The sequence below is a fragment of the Amycolatopsis alkalitolerans genome, assembly GCF_006152065.1.
GTDB classification, from domain to species: domain Bacteria; phylum Actinomycetota; class Actinomycetes; order Mycobacteriales; family Pseudonocardiaceae; genus Amycolatopsis_E; species Amycolatopsis_E alkalitolerans.
Map to the genome: position 1 here is coordinate 81912 of NZ_VDFW01000004.1, position 14476 is coordinate 96387.

A 14476-nucleotide genomic window follows, 5' to 3' on the forward strand; every position below is an offset into this window, starting at 1 on the left:
TCTGGGCGCACCGTTCAACAGTTGCTAACCTTAGCAAGTCAGAAAACGAGGCCGGTATGTGCAACCACCCAGTCGCCGACGTGATGACCCGCCAGGTGTTCACCGCGGGACCCGACACCCCGTTCCGGGAAGTCGTGACCATCCTCGTCGCCCACGATCTCCCCGCACTACCCGTCATCGACACCATGGGCCGGCCGGTGGGTGTGGTAACCGCCGCGGATGCCGCCATAAAACTGGAGTTCCACGGCGGCACCGACCTACCGCCTCTGCTGGGCGGCGTGCGCTGCTGGGGCCGGTGGCGCAAAGCCGGCGGCCTCACCGCCGCCGAGCTGATGACCACCCCGGCACCCACTATCCCCGCCGGCACATCCGTGCATGCGGCGCTGCGCCACCTCGCCGACCATCACCTCGCCCAAGTGTGTGTCGTCGACAGCGAGGGTCGCCTGGGTGGCGTGTTCACCCACCGAGACGCGCTGGGCACCTTCCTGCGCCCCGATTCCGCCATCCGCGCCGACCTGGGCAACCGCGTCCCGGCGGAGGTCACCGTGCACGTCACCGACGGTGTCGTCACGCTCGACGGCACGCTGTACCTGCGCAGTATGACCGACCGTGCCGCGTCCGTGGCCGCGTGCACATTCGGTGTGATCGCGGTGCACAACGACCTCCGCTACGACGTCGACGACCTCACCGTGCACGGAATCTGACACCCCCAGTGATCGAATGTGACCTTCTGCCCTTTCGTGGAGGCACTATGTGGGTGACAATCACCTACATGAAGCATGAGTTGCGAAACTCTGCAAGTGTTTGCGGAGTCGTGGAGGGGCAGGCCGATGGCTGGTCGTGACCTCGTGGTCCAGACCTCGGGCGTGGTACTCGACGGTGCGCTCGCGCAGGCCAACCTGACCGTGGACGGGCGGCCGATCCGCGCCCAGGCGGTGGCGGCGTTCTTCCGCGAAGCGGCCAGCCTGCTGCGCGACCGCATCACGAGACTGGCCCACCCGGCGCAGCCGCGGCCGGACCCCTACCGCCCCAGCAGCCAGCCCATGGTGTCCGTCCCGCCGGCGCGGTGCACGATCGTGCGCCGCAAACGCACCGTGCACGACATCCCCCGGCTCACCCCGGCACACGCCGCCAGCCGGCTGGACACCACCGAAATGCCCTACCGGTTCGCCGCCGCAGAGGGGATACCCACCACGTCATGAACACCGGTCAGCACACCCGGCAGATGACCGAACTCGGCCGCGCCGAAGCGCTCCGCCTGCTCGGCTCCGTCGAGCTCGGCCGGATCGTGTTCACCGCCGACGCACTGCCCGCGATCCGCCCGGTCAACCACATCCTCGACGACGGTGACGTCATCATCCGCAGCCACACCGGCGCCGCCCTGACCTCCAGCATCAACGCCGTCGTCGCCTACGAAGCCGACGACATCGACCCCGACACCCACATCGGCTGGAGCGTCGTGGTCACCGGCATCGCCCGCAAAGTCACCGACCCCGACGCCATCGCCCGCTACGAACAACTCCTCACCCCGTGGGCCGACCAGCACATGGACCAAGTCCTGCGCATCCACCCCGAATTCATCACCGGATTCACCCTCACCGACGGCACCGTGGGCCGGTAACCACCATGGAATCACCTGAGGCGCGGCGACTCGCCGAGATCCAGCACCACCTGACAAACGACGACCCCGCCCTGGCGCGCCTGCTCGCCACCGGCCGGGCCACGGCCTCCGGTGGCTTCGTCGCCGTCCTCGGCGGCATGCTCGCTTCCTTCGCCGCCGGCCTGCTGCTACTCCTTCTCGGAGCCCAGCTGAGATCATCGACGCTGCTGGCGGTGGGCGTGCTGCTCGTCGTCGTGATACCAGCCGTGCTGATCGTGTGGCGTTTCCGCTGGCGCCACAAACCCTGACCTCACAACCGGAATCCCGAACCGGGCGCACCGGGAGCCTGGTCGCGCCCAGCACTGGCAGCAGCCGCGACAGCCGTGCCCGAGTCCGAAGAGGAGCAACACCTCGGCGTCGCTGACCTTGGACATGGTCAGTCTTCGCGGGGCGCGTTGGGCAGTTTCTCCTTGATCAGATCCATGACCGAGCTGTCGGTCAGCGTGGTGACGTCACCGAGTTCCCGGTTCGACGCGACGTCGCGTAGCAGGCGGCGCATGATCTTGCCGGAGCGGGTCTTCGGCAACTCCGCGACGACGAGGAGTTGCTTCGGCTTCGCGATGGGCCCGATCTCGCGGGTCACGTGCTCGCGCAACTCCCGGGCGAAGGTCTGCCCGTCGGTCTCGGGGCGGCCCCGCGGGATGACGAACGCGACGATGGCCTGCCCGGTGGTCGGGTCCGGGGAGCCGACCACGGCGGCCTCCGCCACGCCGGGGTGCGACACGAGGGCGGACTCGACCTCGATGGTGGAGATCCGGTGCCCGGACACGTTCATGACGTCGTCGACCCGGCCGAGCAGCCAGATATCACCGTCGGTGTCCCATTTTGCGCCGTCGCCGGCGAAATACACACCGGGGAAGCGGGACCAGTAGGTCTCGCGGTAGCGCTCGTCGTCGCCCCAGATGGTGCGCATCATCCCTGGCCACGGTTCGGTCAGCACGAGATACCCGGCGGCGTCCTTTCGCGGCAGCAGGTGCCCGTCGTCGTTGTAGATCTCCGCGGAAATCCCCGGGAGCGGCCGGATCGCCGAGCCGGGCTTGGTGGTGTGCACTCCGGGCAGCGGGGTGATGAGGATGCCGCCGGTTTCGGTCTGCCACCAGGTATCCACGATGGGGCACCGCTGACCGCCGATGTGCTCGCGATACCACATCCACGCCTCCGGGTTGATCGGCTCGCCCACCGTGCCCAGCACCCGCAGGCTGGACAGGTCGAACCGGCGCGGAATGTCGGCGCCCCATTTCATAGCCGTGCGGATCGCGGTCGGCGCGGTGTAGAGGATCGACACCCGGTATTTCTCCACCAGCTCCCACCAGCGGCCCTGGTGCGGCGTGTCCGGGGTGCCCTCGTACATGACCGAGGTGGCACCGTTGGCCAGCGGCCCGTACACAATGTAGGAATGCCCGGTCACCCACCCGACATCCGCGCTGCACCAGTAGATGTCGGTCTCGGGTTTGAGGTCGAACACCGCCCAGTGTGTCCACGCCACATAGGTCAGGTAGCCACCGGTGGTGTGCAGGATGCCCTTCGGTTTCCCGGTGGTGCCGGAGGTGTAGAGGATGTAGAGGGGATGGCCGGACTCGAAGAAGTCCGGCGTGTGTTCGCTGCTCTGCCGGTCGACCAGATCGTGCCACCACACGTCCAGCTCGGTGTTCCAGGCGATCTCCTGGCCGGTGCGGCGCACCACGACGACGTGTCGCACGTCGGGGCAGTCGCGCACGGCGGCGTCGACGTTCGCTTTCAGCGCGCTGGCGGCGCCGCGCCGGTAACCACCGTCGGCGGTGATCACCACGTGGGCGTCGCAGTCCCGGATCCGGGTACGCAGGGCCTCGGCGGAGAACCCGCCGAACACCACCGTGTGCGGGGCACCGATGCGGGCGCAGGCCAGCATCGCGACCATCATCTCCGGGATCATCGGCAGATAGATCGCCACCCGATCTCCAGCCCGCACACCGAGTTCCAGCAGGGCGTTGGCGGCCTGGCAGACCTCGTTGCGCAGCCCCAGATACGTGAGGGTGCGGGCGTCACCGGGTTCGCCCTCCCAGCGCAGCGCCACCCGGTCTCCGTGCCCGACCTCGACGTGCCGGTCCACGCAGTTGTACGCCACATTCAATCGCCCACCGGGGAACCAGTGCGCGAACGGCGGATCCCAGTCCAGCACCCGCTCCCACCGGGTCTCCCAGGACAACCGCTCGGCTGCCTGCGCCCAGAACCCCAGCCGGTCGGCGTCCGCGGCCGCGAACGCGTCACCACTGACGTTCGCCTCCCGGGCCACGTCCGGCGGAGGAGGGAAGGTCCGGTTCTCGTGCAGTAGATCGGATATCGTGGCTTCGTCGCTCACGGCACATCCCTCACTTCGCAAGCGTCACAGTAGGTAAGCCGGTGCACCCCATGGGCGACACCGTCGGGTTCTTCGATGAGATAGGCGATCGTGGTCGCGCACAGCGCGCCGCATACGTCGCACCAGATGTCGCCGTCCACGGACAGCACGACAACCCGCGGCCGGGCTACGGTCGGCATCGGTGGGAACATCGCGCGCCACCTCCCGATTCACCGGGTAGAGGCCATCGCCACTATCTACTGTCCCGCCGCATCTGCCCCAGGGCAAGGGGAGTACGCCACGTGAACGACGTAGCGCGGTGATCGCACAGTGTCGGGCTGCTGACACTCGGGCTGCGGACGGCGGCGATCACTGGTGGGGTAGGTGCAGCTGATCAGGGACGGGAAATGCGGGAGCGGCCGGTGACGATGCAGAAGCGGGATCGGGACGAGGTGTTCGTCGAGTACACCAAGAGCGTCTGCCCGGTGTGCAAGGTCGTGGTGGATGCTCAGGTCAACATCCGCGACAACAAGGTGTTCCTGCGTAAGCGATGCAGGGAACATGGGGAGTTCGAGGCGCTGGTGTACGGCGATGCGCAGGCGTACCTGTCCTCGGCGCGGTTCAACAAGCCGGGCACGGTCCCGCTGACGTTCCAGACCGAGGTGCGCGACGGGTGTCCTTCGGACTGTGGGTTGTGTCCGGAGCATAAGCAGCACGCGTGTCTGGGGATCGTCGAGGTGAACACGAACTGCAACCTGGATTGCCCGATCTGCTTCGCCGACTCCGGCCATCAACCGGATGGGTATGCGATCACGCTGGAGCAGTGCGAGCGGATGCTGGATGTGTTCGTCGAGTCGGAGGGCGAGGCGGAGGTGGTGATGTTCTCCGGCGGGGAACCCACTATTCACAAGCACATCCTGGACTTCATCGATCTCGCCCAGGCCAAGCCGATCCGCAACGTCAACCTGAACACCAATGGCATCCGGCTTGCCACTGACAAACGCTTCGTGGCCGCACTTGGGGGACGCAACGGCCGGGACGGCAAGTCGATCAACATTTACCTGCAGTTCGACGGCTTCGCCGAGCGGACCCATCTGGAGATCCGGGGCAAGGACCTGCGGGAACGCAAGCGGCAGGCGCTGGACAACTGCGCCGAGGCGGGGCTGACCGTCACGCTGGTCGCGGCGGTCGAGCGGGGGCTGAACGAGCACGAACTTGGCGACATCATCGAGTTCGGGCTGGCGCATCCGGCGGTGCGGTCGGTGTCGTTCCAGCCGGTCACGCATTCCGGGCGGCACGTGGAGTTCGACCCGCTGACCCGGCTGACCAACTCCGACGTCATCGAGCTGATCGCCGCCCAGCGCCCGGAGTGGTTCGGTAAGGATGACTTCTTCCCGGTGCCGTGCTGTTTCCCGACCTGCCGCTCGATCACCTACCTGCTCACCGAAGGCACCCCCGGCGGCGAGGATTTCGGGGTGGTGCCGATCCCTCGCCTGCTGCGGGTGGAGGACTACCTGGACTACGTGTCCAACCGGGTGGTGCCGGACTACGCGATCCGTGAGGCGCTGGAGAAGTTGTGGAGCGCCTCGGCGTTCATGGGGACCGCGACCACCGAAGACAGGCTGCGTGCGGCAGCTGAGGCGCTGGACTGCGCGGACGCATGCGGAGTGAACCTGCCCGAAGCGCTCGCCAACCTGACAGACCGGGCGTTCATGATCGTGGTACAGGACTTCCAGGACCCCTACACCCTCAACGTGAAGCAGTTGATGAAGTGCTGCGTGGAGGAGATCACCCCGGACGGGCGGTTGATCCCGTTCTGTGCCTACAACTCCGTCGGCTACCGGGAACAGGTGCGTGAGCGGATGTCCGGGGTGAAGGTCGCTGACGTCGTGCCGAACTCGGCCGAACTCCAGCCATTGCTGGTCGATTCGCCGTACGGCTCGAAGGTGACGGCTACGCCCGGCGCGGCGGGTAACGGTCATGGGCATCGGCCGGCGGTCGCCCCGGACGCCACCAATGTGGGTCGCCGGGCGGTGCAGCGGTGAGCACTCCGGCGGAAATCAAGGCTTGCTGTGCCGCCTCCTACGGGCAGGACGCGGTCGCGTTGCTGCTGGGCGAGTCCTATCACCCTGGTGGACTGTCGCTGACCCGCACGCTGGCCGAGCGCCTGCGGCTGCGCAGCGGCGACCGGGTGCTCGACGTCGCGGCCGGGCCCGGCGCGACGGCGCGCCTGCTGGCGGTCGACTATGACGTCACTGTGGACGGCATTGACCTCGGCGAGTCCACAGTGGAGCGTGCCAGGGGTGCGGTAGCGGACGCTGGGCTGGCGGCCAAGGTGTCCTTCCACATCGGTGACGCCGAGCGGATCCCGCTGCCGGACGGTGTGTTCGACGCCGCCGTGTGCGAGTGCGCGTTGTGCACCTTCCCGGACAAGGCTTGTGCGGCAGCGGAGTTCGCGCGTGTGCTCAAGCCCGGCGGGCGGGTCGGCATCACCGATGTCACCGTAGCGCGCGGCGCGTTGCCGCCCGAGTTGACCACGCTGGCTGCGTGGGTGGCGTGCATCGCCGACGCCCGCCCGCTCACCGAGTACACGGCGACCCTCGAGCGTGCCGGGCTGCGCACCGTCCACACCGAACTCCACGACGACGCGATCGCGCGCATGATCGACGAGATCGAGGCGCGGCTGCGGTTACTGCGGATGACCGCGCCGGAGCGGCTTACGGAGGCCGGGGTGGACGTCGACGCCGTGCTGCGCTACATCACCGTCGCGAAGAACGCGGTCGCCAGCGGGATCCTCGGCTACGCCCTTTTGGTCGCCGAGAAACCGGTGTAACCGGTCGGTCAGCGGCGTAACGTTGCGGTCAGGCGGTGCTGGCGATGGGACTGCGCGACGAGGAACAACGGCGGCTGACGGAGATCGAACACGGGCTGGCCGCCGAGGATCCGCGCCTGGCCCGGCGGCTCACGGCTGTCCGGCGCCCGCTGCAGGCCCGTCTCACGGTGCTGGTGCCCTGCGTCGTGGCGGCGCTGCTCGGCGGCCTGGCGCTGATGACCGTGGGAGCGCAGTGGATATCGCTGGGGCTGATCGTGACGGGCACGCTGCTCGCCGTGTTCGCGCCCACCGCGTTGATCGTCTGGCGCTTCGGGTGGCGCCACCGTCGCTGGTAGGCGCCGAGACCCAGCACGCCCGACCGTCGGCAGGCGACCAAACCCCGGTGTCGGCCAGAGTGTCGCCAGCTCGCGGCGGCTCACCGGGCGCGGCGCAGGCGCAGCAGGGCACCGGTGAGGCGGCGCATGGCTGGAGAGCCCAGCGCGTCGTCGGCTTCGGCGAGCGCGGCGTTCCACACCCCGTCCGACCATGCGGGGTAGGGATGGACCACCGACGCCAGGTCGCGTAGCCGCCCCTGGCGCGCGACGAGACCGGCGAGCTCGGCGATCATCTCCCCGGCACGCGGGGCGACGATGGTGGCGCCGAGTACGCGGTCTTGGCCGTCGAGCACGATGTGCGTGAATCCGTCGGTGGCGTTCTCGGTGACGGCGCGGTCCACGTGCTCGTGCTCCAGCAGGCGCACGCGCACGTCCCGATGCCGCCTGCGGGCGTCGGTTTCGGTGAGGCCGACGTGGGCGATCTCGGGATCGGTGAACGTGACCCACGGGATTCCGTCGTGATCGATCCGGCGTACCGGGGCGAGCAGGGCGTTGGTGGCGGCGATGCTGCCGTGCATCCCGGCGACGTGGGTGAACGGCAGCGCTCCGGTGACGTCCCCGGCCGCGTAGATCGCCCGGTTGCTGGTGCGCAGCTTCGCGTCCACCACGACAGAGCCTCGCTCGTCCACGCGGACCCCCGCGGCGTCGAGCCCGAGCCCGGTGCTGCGGGGCTGCCGCCCGGTCGCGACCAGCACCCGATCCACCTCCAGCGGGCCGACGCCGCGAGGCCCGTCCAATTCGAGCCGGATGGCGCCGTCGTGCTGGAGAACGCCGGTGACCGTGGTGGACGTCAGCACCGGCACCCCTTCGAGGGCCAGCGTCGCGGCGAGCGCGATGCCGGCCTGCGGCTCTTCGCGCGGGATGAGCCGCCCGGTGGCCTCGAGGATCGTCACGTCGCTGCCCAGGCGGGCGAAGGCCTGCCCTAGCTCGCAGCCGATCGGCCCGCCACCCAGCACGGCCAACCGGCCGGGCAACTCGGCCAGCTCCCACACGGTTTCGCTGGTCAGCGGCTCGACCTCGGCCAGCCCCCGCACGTGCGGGACCGCGGGAGCCGAGCCGGTGGCGAGCACCGCATGCCGGAACCGCAGCGGCTCGCCGTCGATGCGGAGTTCGCGCGGCCCGGTGAACACCGCGTGGCCCCGGCGGACTTCGACGCCGGCCGCGGTCAGCGTGGCTGGGGAGTCGGCCGGTTCGATCCGCGTGATCGCCCGCCGCACGTGTGCCATGACGGCTGCGAAGTCCACTTTGGGCTCGGCCGGCTCGATGCCGAACCGGCTGGCGGTCCGTATCCGGTGCGCCGTCTGTGCCGCGGCGATCAACGACTTGCTGGGCACGCAGCCGGTCCACAGGCAGTCTCCGCCGGTGCGGTCCCGCTCCACGAGCACCACCCGGGCTCCCAGGCTGGCCGCCGTCTTGGCCGCGATCAGCCCGGCGGTGCCGCCCCCGACGATCGCCAGGTCGCAAGCCCCCGTCACCCTGCCATTCTCCTGATCATGGCCGGCGACCGATCAGCGCCAGCGCGGCACCGATCAGGCCACCCACGACAGCGCTCGCGAGGGCTTCGCTCACGGTCGAGAGTCCGAACAGGGCGGGGCCGGCCAGAGCTCCACGCGCCCGCAGCACGACGGTCGCGGCGACCGCCATCAGGACACCGCCCACCGTCGCGGCCAGCGCGGCAGCCCGGGGTAGCGCTCGCGCGGCCCGCAGCCGCCGGCCCGCCGGCCACGCCGCGGCCACCACCAGCGGCGCGAAGTGGTAGGTGGTCGTGGGATTACTCGCGGCGAGCATGATCCAGGCGACCGTGGCGGCCACCGTCACCGGCAAGCCGGACCACCACGGTCCCACCGCGGCCCGGTTCAAGCGGGCCGGGTCGACATCGCCCAGCAGCCGTGGCGCGTCCCGGCGGACGGCCTCGACCACGTCGATCGCGCGGGGATTGACCATCGCGGCCTCCCCGACCACCACGGTCGGCACGGTCTCGTTGCCGCCCGCCACCGCACGCACCCGCGCGGCCGCCCCGGGCTCCTCCCAGATGTTGACCTTACGGATCGGCAGCCCGAGGCGGTCCAGATCGCCGAACAGCCGGGCGCAGTACGGGCAGCCGGGCCGCCAGTAGACCGTGACGTCCCCGCTCATGCCGCTCCTGCCCGCCCGAACAGCCGCCGCCACACACCACGTCCACCTGCCGGACGCGGCTCGGGTTCGCCCTCGATGCGCACGTCCGGGTAGAACGCGACGTGGTTGCGGATCCGCCGCGCCAGCGGGCTGGGATGCGGGTAGTACCACGCCACGTCCACCAGGTTGCCCCGGTCGGAGACGAGGTTGTAGTAGCTGGCCAGGCCTTTCCAGGGGCAGAGCGTCTTCGTCCGGCTCGTGGCGAAGTAGTTGTTGTTCACCGCGTCCGGCGGGAAGTAGTGGTTGCCTTCGATCCGGACCGTGCGGGGCGCTTCGGCCAGCACGATCCCGTTCCACACCGCACGCAACATCGCGCCTCCTCGTGTTCTTTACCGTCCATGCCACCACGGACGCGTCGTGTGGGCACGCGAAGTGTCGGCACGATGACACGATCACAATCTCTGTCACCTCGCTGACAGTCGGTCATGATCCGGAAGCGCAACCGCCGTGCCGCTGAGAAGATGAGGCATGGCAGTTCCCAAGTTGCCGTCGAAGCTGCCGGCGGCGATGGAGCAGACGATGCGGTTGCTGGGCGCGGCCTCGCCCGGAGAGCTGGCGATCCGGCAGGCCGCGTGGGTGGCCCGCTGTGTCGGGCGCGGCGAGTCCGCCCCGCTGGGCCCCGACGACGTGCGTGCCCTGGCCGCGACGCTGCGGAGCAGGGTGTACCAGCGGGGCGAGGTCCTGTTCCACGGTGGGGACACCGCCGACGGCGTGTGGATCGTGCAGCGCGGGCGCGTGGAACTTTCGGTCGGGTCCGGCCGGCGGCGCGCGGTGGTGCATGTGCTGCAGCCCGGCGATGTCGACGCCGATATCCAGCATCTGCTAGGCATGCCGCTGCCCTACACCGCCCGCGCCCTGGACGAGGTGACCGCGCTCATGCTGGGTGCGGCGGACTTCGAGGCGCTGCTGGCCGAGCACCCGCCGATCGCGCGACGCTGGCTGTCCAGCGTCGCGCAGCGCTTGGCGGCCAGCCAGCAGCGCATCATCGGCCTGCTCGGCCGGTCGCTGACCGAGCAGGTCGCCCGGCTCCTGCTGGACGAGGCCGTCGACGGGGATGTGCCACTGCCACAGCGCACCCTGGCCGCGATGCTGGGGGTGCAGCGCCCGTCGCTGAACAAGATCCTCAAGGAGTTCGAGCGGCAGGCCCTGATCGAGGTCCGCTACGCCGCCATTCACGTGCGCGACGCGACGAGCCTGCTCGCGGTCGCCGGATAGGGAAGGGGGAAGCGGCCGACGGCTCGGTACCGCTCGCGTCCGGATGCGTCGGCAACGCGTCGGCCCCGGTAGCGTCCCTTTCCCTGTGCGGGCCGAGCGTGGATGTGCCGTCACGCCTGGATGGGGGCCGCGTCCCGTCATTGTGACGCGAGACGAGGAGCAGCCGATGGCAGGCGATGCCGTGCCGCCACGCGCGCCGTTGACCGGTCTGCTGACCCAGCTGCGCATCCTCGTCACTGTGTTGACCGTGGACGGCCACGACCCACAGGTCGCCGCCATGTTCGCGGGCCTGGCCGACACCGCCGTGGACGCTGAGCCGATGCTGTCCGGTATCGATCCGGCGGTGCTCATCGAGATTCGCAGCGCGCTGGCGTACGGCCGCAGGGGAGACCGTGACGCCGCCCGTGCCGACCTGCTCATGGCCAGCCAGCGGCTGGCCACCCTGCTGCTGGAGCGGGATCGGCCCCGCCGCGCGGCCGCCGCCGACGAACCCACCAAGCGGTGGAGTATCGAATCCTGACGCGGGGTTTTTCAGCTGGCTGACACGTCCTGTCGTGGCGGGGTGGATCCTGCGGTTAGCTCCCCGGGTGCCGCGTGAAGGATGCGAGCCCGTTCATCGTGGCCAGCGCGGGCTACCTGCCCGGGCGGGATCACCGAACTCGTCCTCGGGAAGGCACTGGATCGGCGCGGAGAGCAGCCGTACGCGTGGCTGGTGCGGCCGCTGCGCACCACCGTGGGCGTTGTGCTGGACCTGGCGTGCGGATCCGCGCCCACGCGCGCGTCGCTTCCTCGTCACCGGTGGCTCGGGGTGGACGCGTCGGCGGCCGAACCCGCCCAACTTCGCTCCACCTGGCCGGGAAGCGGGAGCCGGTGGCATGACGGCACTATTGGTCTGTTTCAGTGCGGTCAGGGGCGCACGCGGACGACGGTCTTGCCTTTGCGTCGCTCGGTTGGGTTGAGCGCGGGGACGGCGTGGTCGAGGGTGGTGATGGTTCCGATGTGTGTGCGAAGGCGCCCGTCCCGCACGCGGTCGACGATCTGCGCCAACTGGCTTGGCACGGACTCGACGACGAAGTCGATCGCGAGGCCGTCGGTGGGGCGCGCCTCGGCGGGCCCGACCACCGACACCAGCGTTCCGCCAGGCCGGATGATGCTCGCCGAGCGCCGTTGGATGTCACCGCCGATGACGTCGAAGACGAGGTCGACCCTGCCGATGTCGTCGAGATCCTCGTGGTCGAGGTCGAGGAACTCGTGCGCGCCGAAGTCGAGGGCCGCTTGGCGGTCCGCCGCTCGCCCGGTGCCGATGACGTAGGCGCCGAACTCCCGGGCGAGCTGCGTCACCACGGACCCGACCGCGCCGGCGGCGCCGTGCGCGAGGACGCTCTGCCCCGCGTGAAGCCCGCCGTGCTGGAACAGGCCCTGCCACGCGGTCAGGCCGGAGATCGGCAGGCTCGCACCCACCGTGAAGTCGACGCTCCCCGGCAGCGGCGCAAGGTTGCGGGCCTCCACGGCCGTGTACCCGGCCAGGGTTCCATCGCGGTGCCAGTCCGTGATCCCGAACACTCGCTGCCCCAGCGAGAGTCCCGTCGTGCCGTAGCCGAGGGCGGAGACCACTCCGGCGAACTCGTGGCCGATGATCGCCGGGGCTCGATCGTGACCGGAGCGATCGACCCACGTCGAGGGCCACTCCCATTCTGCGGGGACGAAGCCCGACGCATGGACATCAACGACGACGTCGTTGATCGCCGGCGTCGGCTCGGGTCGCTCCGCGAGTGTGATCCCGGCTGCTTCCGCTGCCTGATCCGTCGCGACGATTGCCTTCATGGGTGCCTCCGTATGTCTCGTGCTCGCGCCCTGGCGAGGTTTTTTGGGCTGTCTAGCCCACTAACACAGTGAACACCGACCGAAGTGGGCTGTCAAGCCCAATCTGGGGTATCGTGTGGCGCATGGAAGCCACCACGGACGCTCGGGTGCCGCAGAAGCTCACGGGCAAGGGGCAGGCGACCCGGGCCCGCATCCTCGAGCACGCCGCGGAGCTCATCTACACCAAGGGCGTCCACGCGACGAACAACGAGCAGCTCCGTCGCGCAGCAGGCATCAGCGGCTCACAGCTCAACCACTACTTCCCGACCAAGGAGAGCCTTGTCCTCGCGGTCATCGCGTGGCAGGCGGAGCGTGTCCTCACGTTCCATCGCAGTGAGCGATTCAGCCACTTCGACAGCCTCGACGCGTTGCGGGAATGGGCGGGCTTCTACATCGCCTACGAGCACTCCTACCAGGAAGGCTGCAGCCTCGGCTCGCTCGCCAGCGAGATCATCAAGACCGACCTCGACGTTCGCACGGAACTCGCGACCGCGTTCGAGCAGTGGAGAGACATCTTCCGAGACGGACTCGAACGGATGCAGACGCTCGGCCGCATCAGCGCCGAGGCCGATCCCACCCGGCTGGCCTATCTCCTGCTCTCCGCCTTCCAGGGCGGCATGCTCCTCGCCCAGATCGCCCGCGACATCGCCCCGCTGAAAGACGCCCTGCGCGCAGCCATCGACCACGTGCAGACGTTCGCGATGCTCCCGGCAGCCGACGGACTCGAAGACCGGTAGTTGCGGCGAACACGACCCCGACAGCGGCACCAGCGTCGCCGGCATATTCAGGAGCGGTGGGGTCAAGTCGAGTTGTCCGGCTACGGCAGTTACGCAATTAGCTGGTGGCGGCCCGGTCGCCGTGCTTGATGTGGGTCAGGAAGAAGTCTCGGACGTCCTCGGCGAGTAGCTCGGGTACCTCCATCGCGGCGAAGTGGCCGCCGCGTTCGAACTCCGACCAGTGCCTGATGTCGTAGATCCGCTCGGCCAGTGGTCGTACCGGCTGTGTGATGTCGTGCGGGAGCACCGCCACGCCAACCGGTACCGGGCATGGCACGCCCGGCCCGCGGGGAGCGTCGTGGTGCAGCCGCGCCGAGGAGGCCGCGGTGGCGGTCAGCCAGTACAGCGAGATGTCGGTGAGCATCCGATCGTCGCTGATCTGGGTGCGCGGGTCGGTCCACTGTGCGAAGCGTTCGGCGATCCAGACCAGCTGGCCGACCGGCGAGTCGGTCAGCGCGTAGCCGATGGTCTGCGGGGTGAGGGCCTGCAGCGCCTGGTATGGCGGACGATTCGCCACCAGCTGCCTGACCTTGTCCAGCCGGGCTTCGTCCGTTTCGGACAGTTCGATGCCGGCGTCCGGGTCCGGCCGGGTCGGCAGGTAGTTGACGTGCACCCCGACGACCTGCTCGGGAGCCACCGCGCCGAGTGCCAGTGAGATGCCCGCGCCGAAGTCGCCGCCCTGCGCGCCGTAGCGCTCGTACCCGAGGCGGCGCATCAGCTCGGCCCAGGCCCGCGCGATCCGCACGGCATCCCAACCGCGCTCGTGGGTCTGCCCGGAGAAGCCGTACCCCGGGATGGACGGGATCACCAGGTGGAACTCGCGCGACAGCGGCTCGATCATGTCGAGGAACTCCAGGAACGAGCCGGGCCAGCCGTGGGTGAGGATCAGCGCGAGCGCGTCCGGATTCGCAGACCGGACGTGGACGAAGTGGATGTTCTGGCCCTCGATCTCGGTGGTGAAGTGCGGTAACTCGTTGAGCCTGGCCTCGTGCGCGCGCCAGTCGTAGCCGGCGCGCCAGTACTCGGCCAGTTCCGCCAGGCGCGCCAGCGGGAAGCCGTAGTCCCACCCCGCGTCGGCGACCTCGTTGGGCCACCGGGTGCGGGAGAGCCGGTCGGCCAGGTCGTCGAGGTCGGCCTGGGGGATGTCGATGTGGAACGGCGTGATCATGGCCTCGGCTCCAACGTTGTTCATTCGGCGTCTAAACGTTTATCGTACAAACGATAGCACGATCGTTAGTGTACCCAACGATTTGTTAGGCTTGC

General features: G+C 69.3%; 17 protein-coding genes. 10 read left to right on the plus strand and 7 right to left on the minus strand.

The genetic code is table 11. From position 1 onward, the window contains the following. Nucleotides 1-56 precede the first annotated feature (56 nt). The 4 genes from FG385_RS06260 to FG385_RS06275 all read left to right on the plus strand — a co-directional run bounded on the left by FG385_RS06260 (nt 57) and on the right by FG385_RS06275 (nt 1908). Nucleotides 57-704: a CBS domain-containing protein gene (locus FG385_RS06260; RefSeq protein WP_139095651.1), complete on the plus strand. Its 648-nt coding sequence runs from the start codon at nt 57-59 to the stop codon at nt 702-704. 126 nt (nt 705-830) lie between these two features. Beyond that, on the plus strand, nt 831-1202 hold the full coding sequence (locus tag FG385_RS06265; protein ID WP_139095652.1) for a hypothetical protein: 372 nt from the start codon (nt 831-833) through the stop codon (nt 1200-1202). Then, nucleotides 1199-1621, plus strand: a complete 423-nt coding sequence (locus FG385_RS06270; protein ID WP_139095653.1) for a pyridoxamine 5'-phosphate oxidase family protein — start codon at nt 1199-1201, stop codon at nt 1619-1621. Before FG385_RS06265 ends, FG385_RS06270 begins: the two co-directional genes overlap by 4 nt. 5 nt (nt 1622-1626) lie before the next feature. Beyond that, complete coding sequence (locus FG385_RS06275; RefSeq protein ID WP_139095654.1) at nt 1627-1908, plus strand: DUF3040 domain-containing protein; 282 nt, start codon at nt 1627-1629, stop codon at nt 1906-1908. Nucleotides 1909-2036: 128 nt separating this feature from the next. Here FG385_RS06275 and acs read toward each other — a convergent pair whose 3' ends face one another. Continuing rightward, nucleotides 2037-3998: an acetate--CoA ligase gene (gene acs, locus FG385_RS06280; protein WP_139095655.1), complete on the minus strand. Its 1962-nt coding sequence runs from the start codon at nt 3996-3998 to the stop codon at nt 2037-2039. Continuing rightward, nucleotides 3995-4177, minus strand: a complete 183-nt coding sequence (locus tag FG385_RS06285) for a hypothetical protein (RefSeq protein WP_139095656.1) — start codon at nt 4175-4177, stop codon at nt 3995-3997. The genes acs and FG385_RS06285 overlap by 4 nt, the downstream gene beginning before the upstream one ends. A gap of 207 nt (nt 4178-4384) precedes the next feature. Between FG385_RS06285 and FG385_RS06290 the strand changes: the two genes are divergently transcribed. Genes FG385_RS06290 through FG385_RS06295 form a run of 3 tightly spaced genes read left to right on the plus strand, consistent with a single transcriptional unit; the run spans nt 4385 to nt 7145 of the window. Further along, nucleotides 4385-6022 (plus strand): radical SAM protein, encoded by a 1638-nt coding sequence (locus tag FG385_RS06290; protein ID WP_235022416.1) that lies wholly within the window; start codon nt 4385-4387, stop codon nt 6020-6022. After that, nucleotides 6019-6810, plus strand: coding sequence for a class I SAM-dependent methyltransferase (locus tag FG385_RS34295; protein ID WP_200834324.1), 792 nt, complete (start codon nt 6019-6021; stop codon nt 6808-6810). Before FG385_RS06290 ends, FG385_RS34295 begins: the two co-directional genes overlap by 4 nt. 44 nt (nt 6811-6854) lie before the next feature. Next, complete coding sequence (locus FG385_RS06295) at nt 6855-7145, plus strand: DUF3040 domain-containing protein (RefSeq protein WP_139095885.1); 291 nt, start codon at nt 6855-6857, stop codon at nt 7143-7145. 80 nt (nt 7146-7225) lie between these two features. On the opposite strand, the gene FG385_RS06300 is transcribed toward FG385_RS06295, so the two are convergent. The 3 genes from FG385_RS06300 to FG385_RS06310 are packed head-to-tail and all read right to left on the minus strand — an operon-like array spanning nt 7226 to nt 9670. After that, complete coding sequence (locus tag FG385_RS06300; RefSeq protein WP_139095657.1) at nt 7226-8659, minus strand: dihydrolipoyl dehydrogenase family protein; 1434 nt, start codon at nt 8657-8659, stop codon at nt 7226-7228. A 16-nt stretch (nt 8660-8675) separates the two neighbouring features. After that, a complete protein-coding gene (locus FG385_RS06305) occupies nt 8676-9320 on the minus strand; it encodes a glutaredoxin domain-containing protein (protein ID WP_139095658.1) in 645 nt (214 codons plus the stop codon). Beyond that, nucleotides 9317-9670 (minus strand): DUF427 domain-containing protein, encoded by a 354-nt coding sequence (locus FG385_RS06310; RefSeq protein WP_139095659.1) that lies wholly within the window; start codon nt 9668-9670, stop codon nt 9317-9319. Before FG385_RS06310 ends, FG385_RS06305 begins: the two co-directional genes overlap by 4 nt. Nucleotides 9671-9827: 157 nt before the next feature. Here FG385_RS06310 and FG385_RS35275 point away from each other — a divergent pair, with 157 nt between their 5' ends. Beyond that, nucleotides 9828-10574 (plus strand): Crp/Fnr family transcriptional regulator, encoded by a 747-nt coding sequence (locus tag FG385_RS35275; protein WP_139095660.1) that lies wholly within the window; start codon nt 9828-9830, stop codon nt 10572-10574. 166 nt (nt 10575-10740) lie between these two features. Continuing rightward, nucleotides 10741-11094 carry a hypothetical protein gene (locus FG385_RS06320; protein WP_139095661.1) on the plus strand — a complete coding sequence of 118 codons (354 nt, stop codon included), beginning with the start codon at nt 10741-10743 and terminating at the stop codon, nt 11092-11094. Nucleotides 11095-11480: 386 nt separating this feature from the next. Here FG385_RS06320 and FG385_RS06325 read toward each other — a convergent pair whose 3' ends face one another. Beyond that, the gene (locus tag FG385_RS06325) at nt 11481-12398 is read right to left on the minus strand and encodes an NADP-dependent oxidoreductase (protein WP_139095662.1); all 918 of its coding nucleotides are present in this window, start codon (nt 12396-12398) and stop codon (nt 11481-11483) included. Nucleotides 12399-12520: 122 nt separating this feature from the next. Between FG385_RS06325 and FG385_RS06330 the strand changes: the two genes are divergently transcribed. After that, nucleotides 12521-13174, plus strand: a complete 654-nt coding sequence (locus FG385_RS06330) for a TetR/AcrR family transcriptional regulator (protein ID WP_139095663.1) — start codon at nt 12521-12523, stop codon at nt 13172-13174. A 97-nt stretch (nt 13175-13271) separates the two neighbouring features. Here the strand turns inward: FG385_RS06330 and FG385_RS06335 are convergent, their stop codons facing one another. Beyond that, nucleotides 13272-14381 carry an epoxide hydrolase family protein gene (locus FG385_RS06335; protein ID WP_139095886.1) on the minus strand — a complete coding sequence of 370 codons (1110 nt, stop codon included), beginning with the start codon at nt 14379-14381 and terminating at the stop codon, nt 13272-13274. Between the last annotated feature and the right edge of the window lie 95 nt (nt 14382-14476).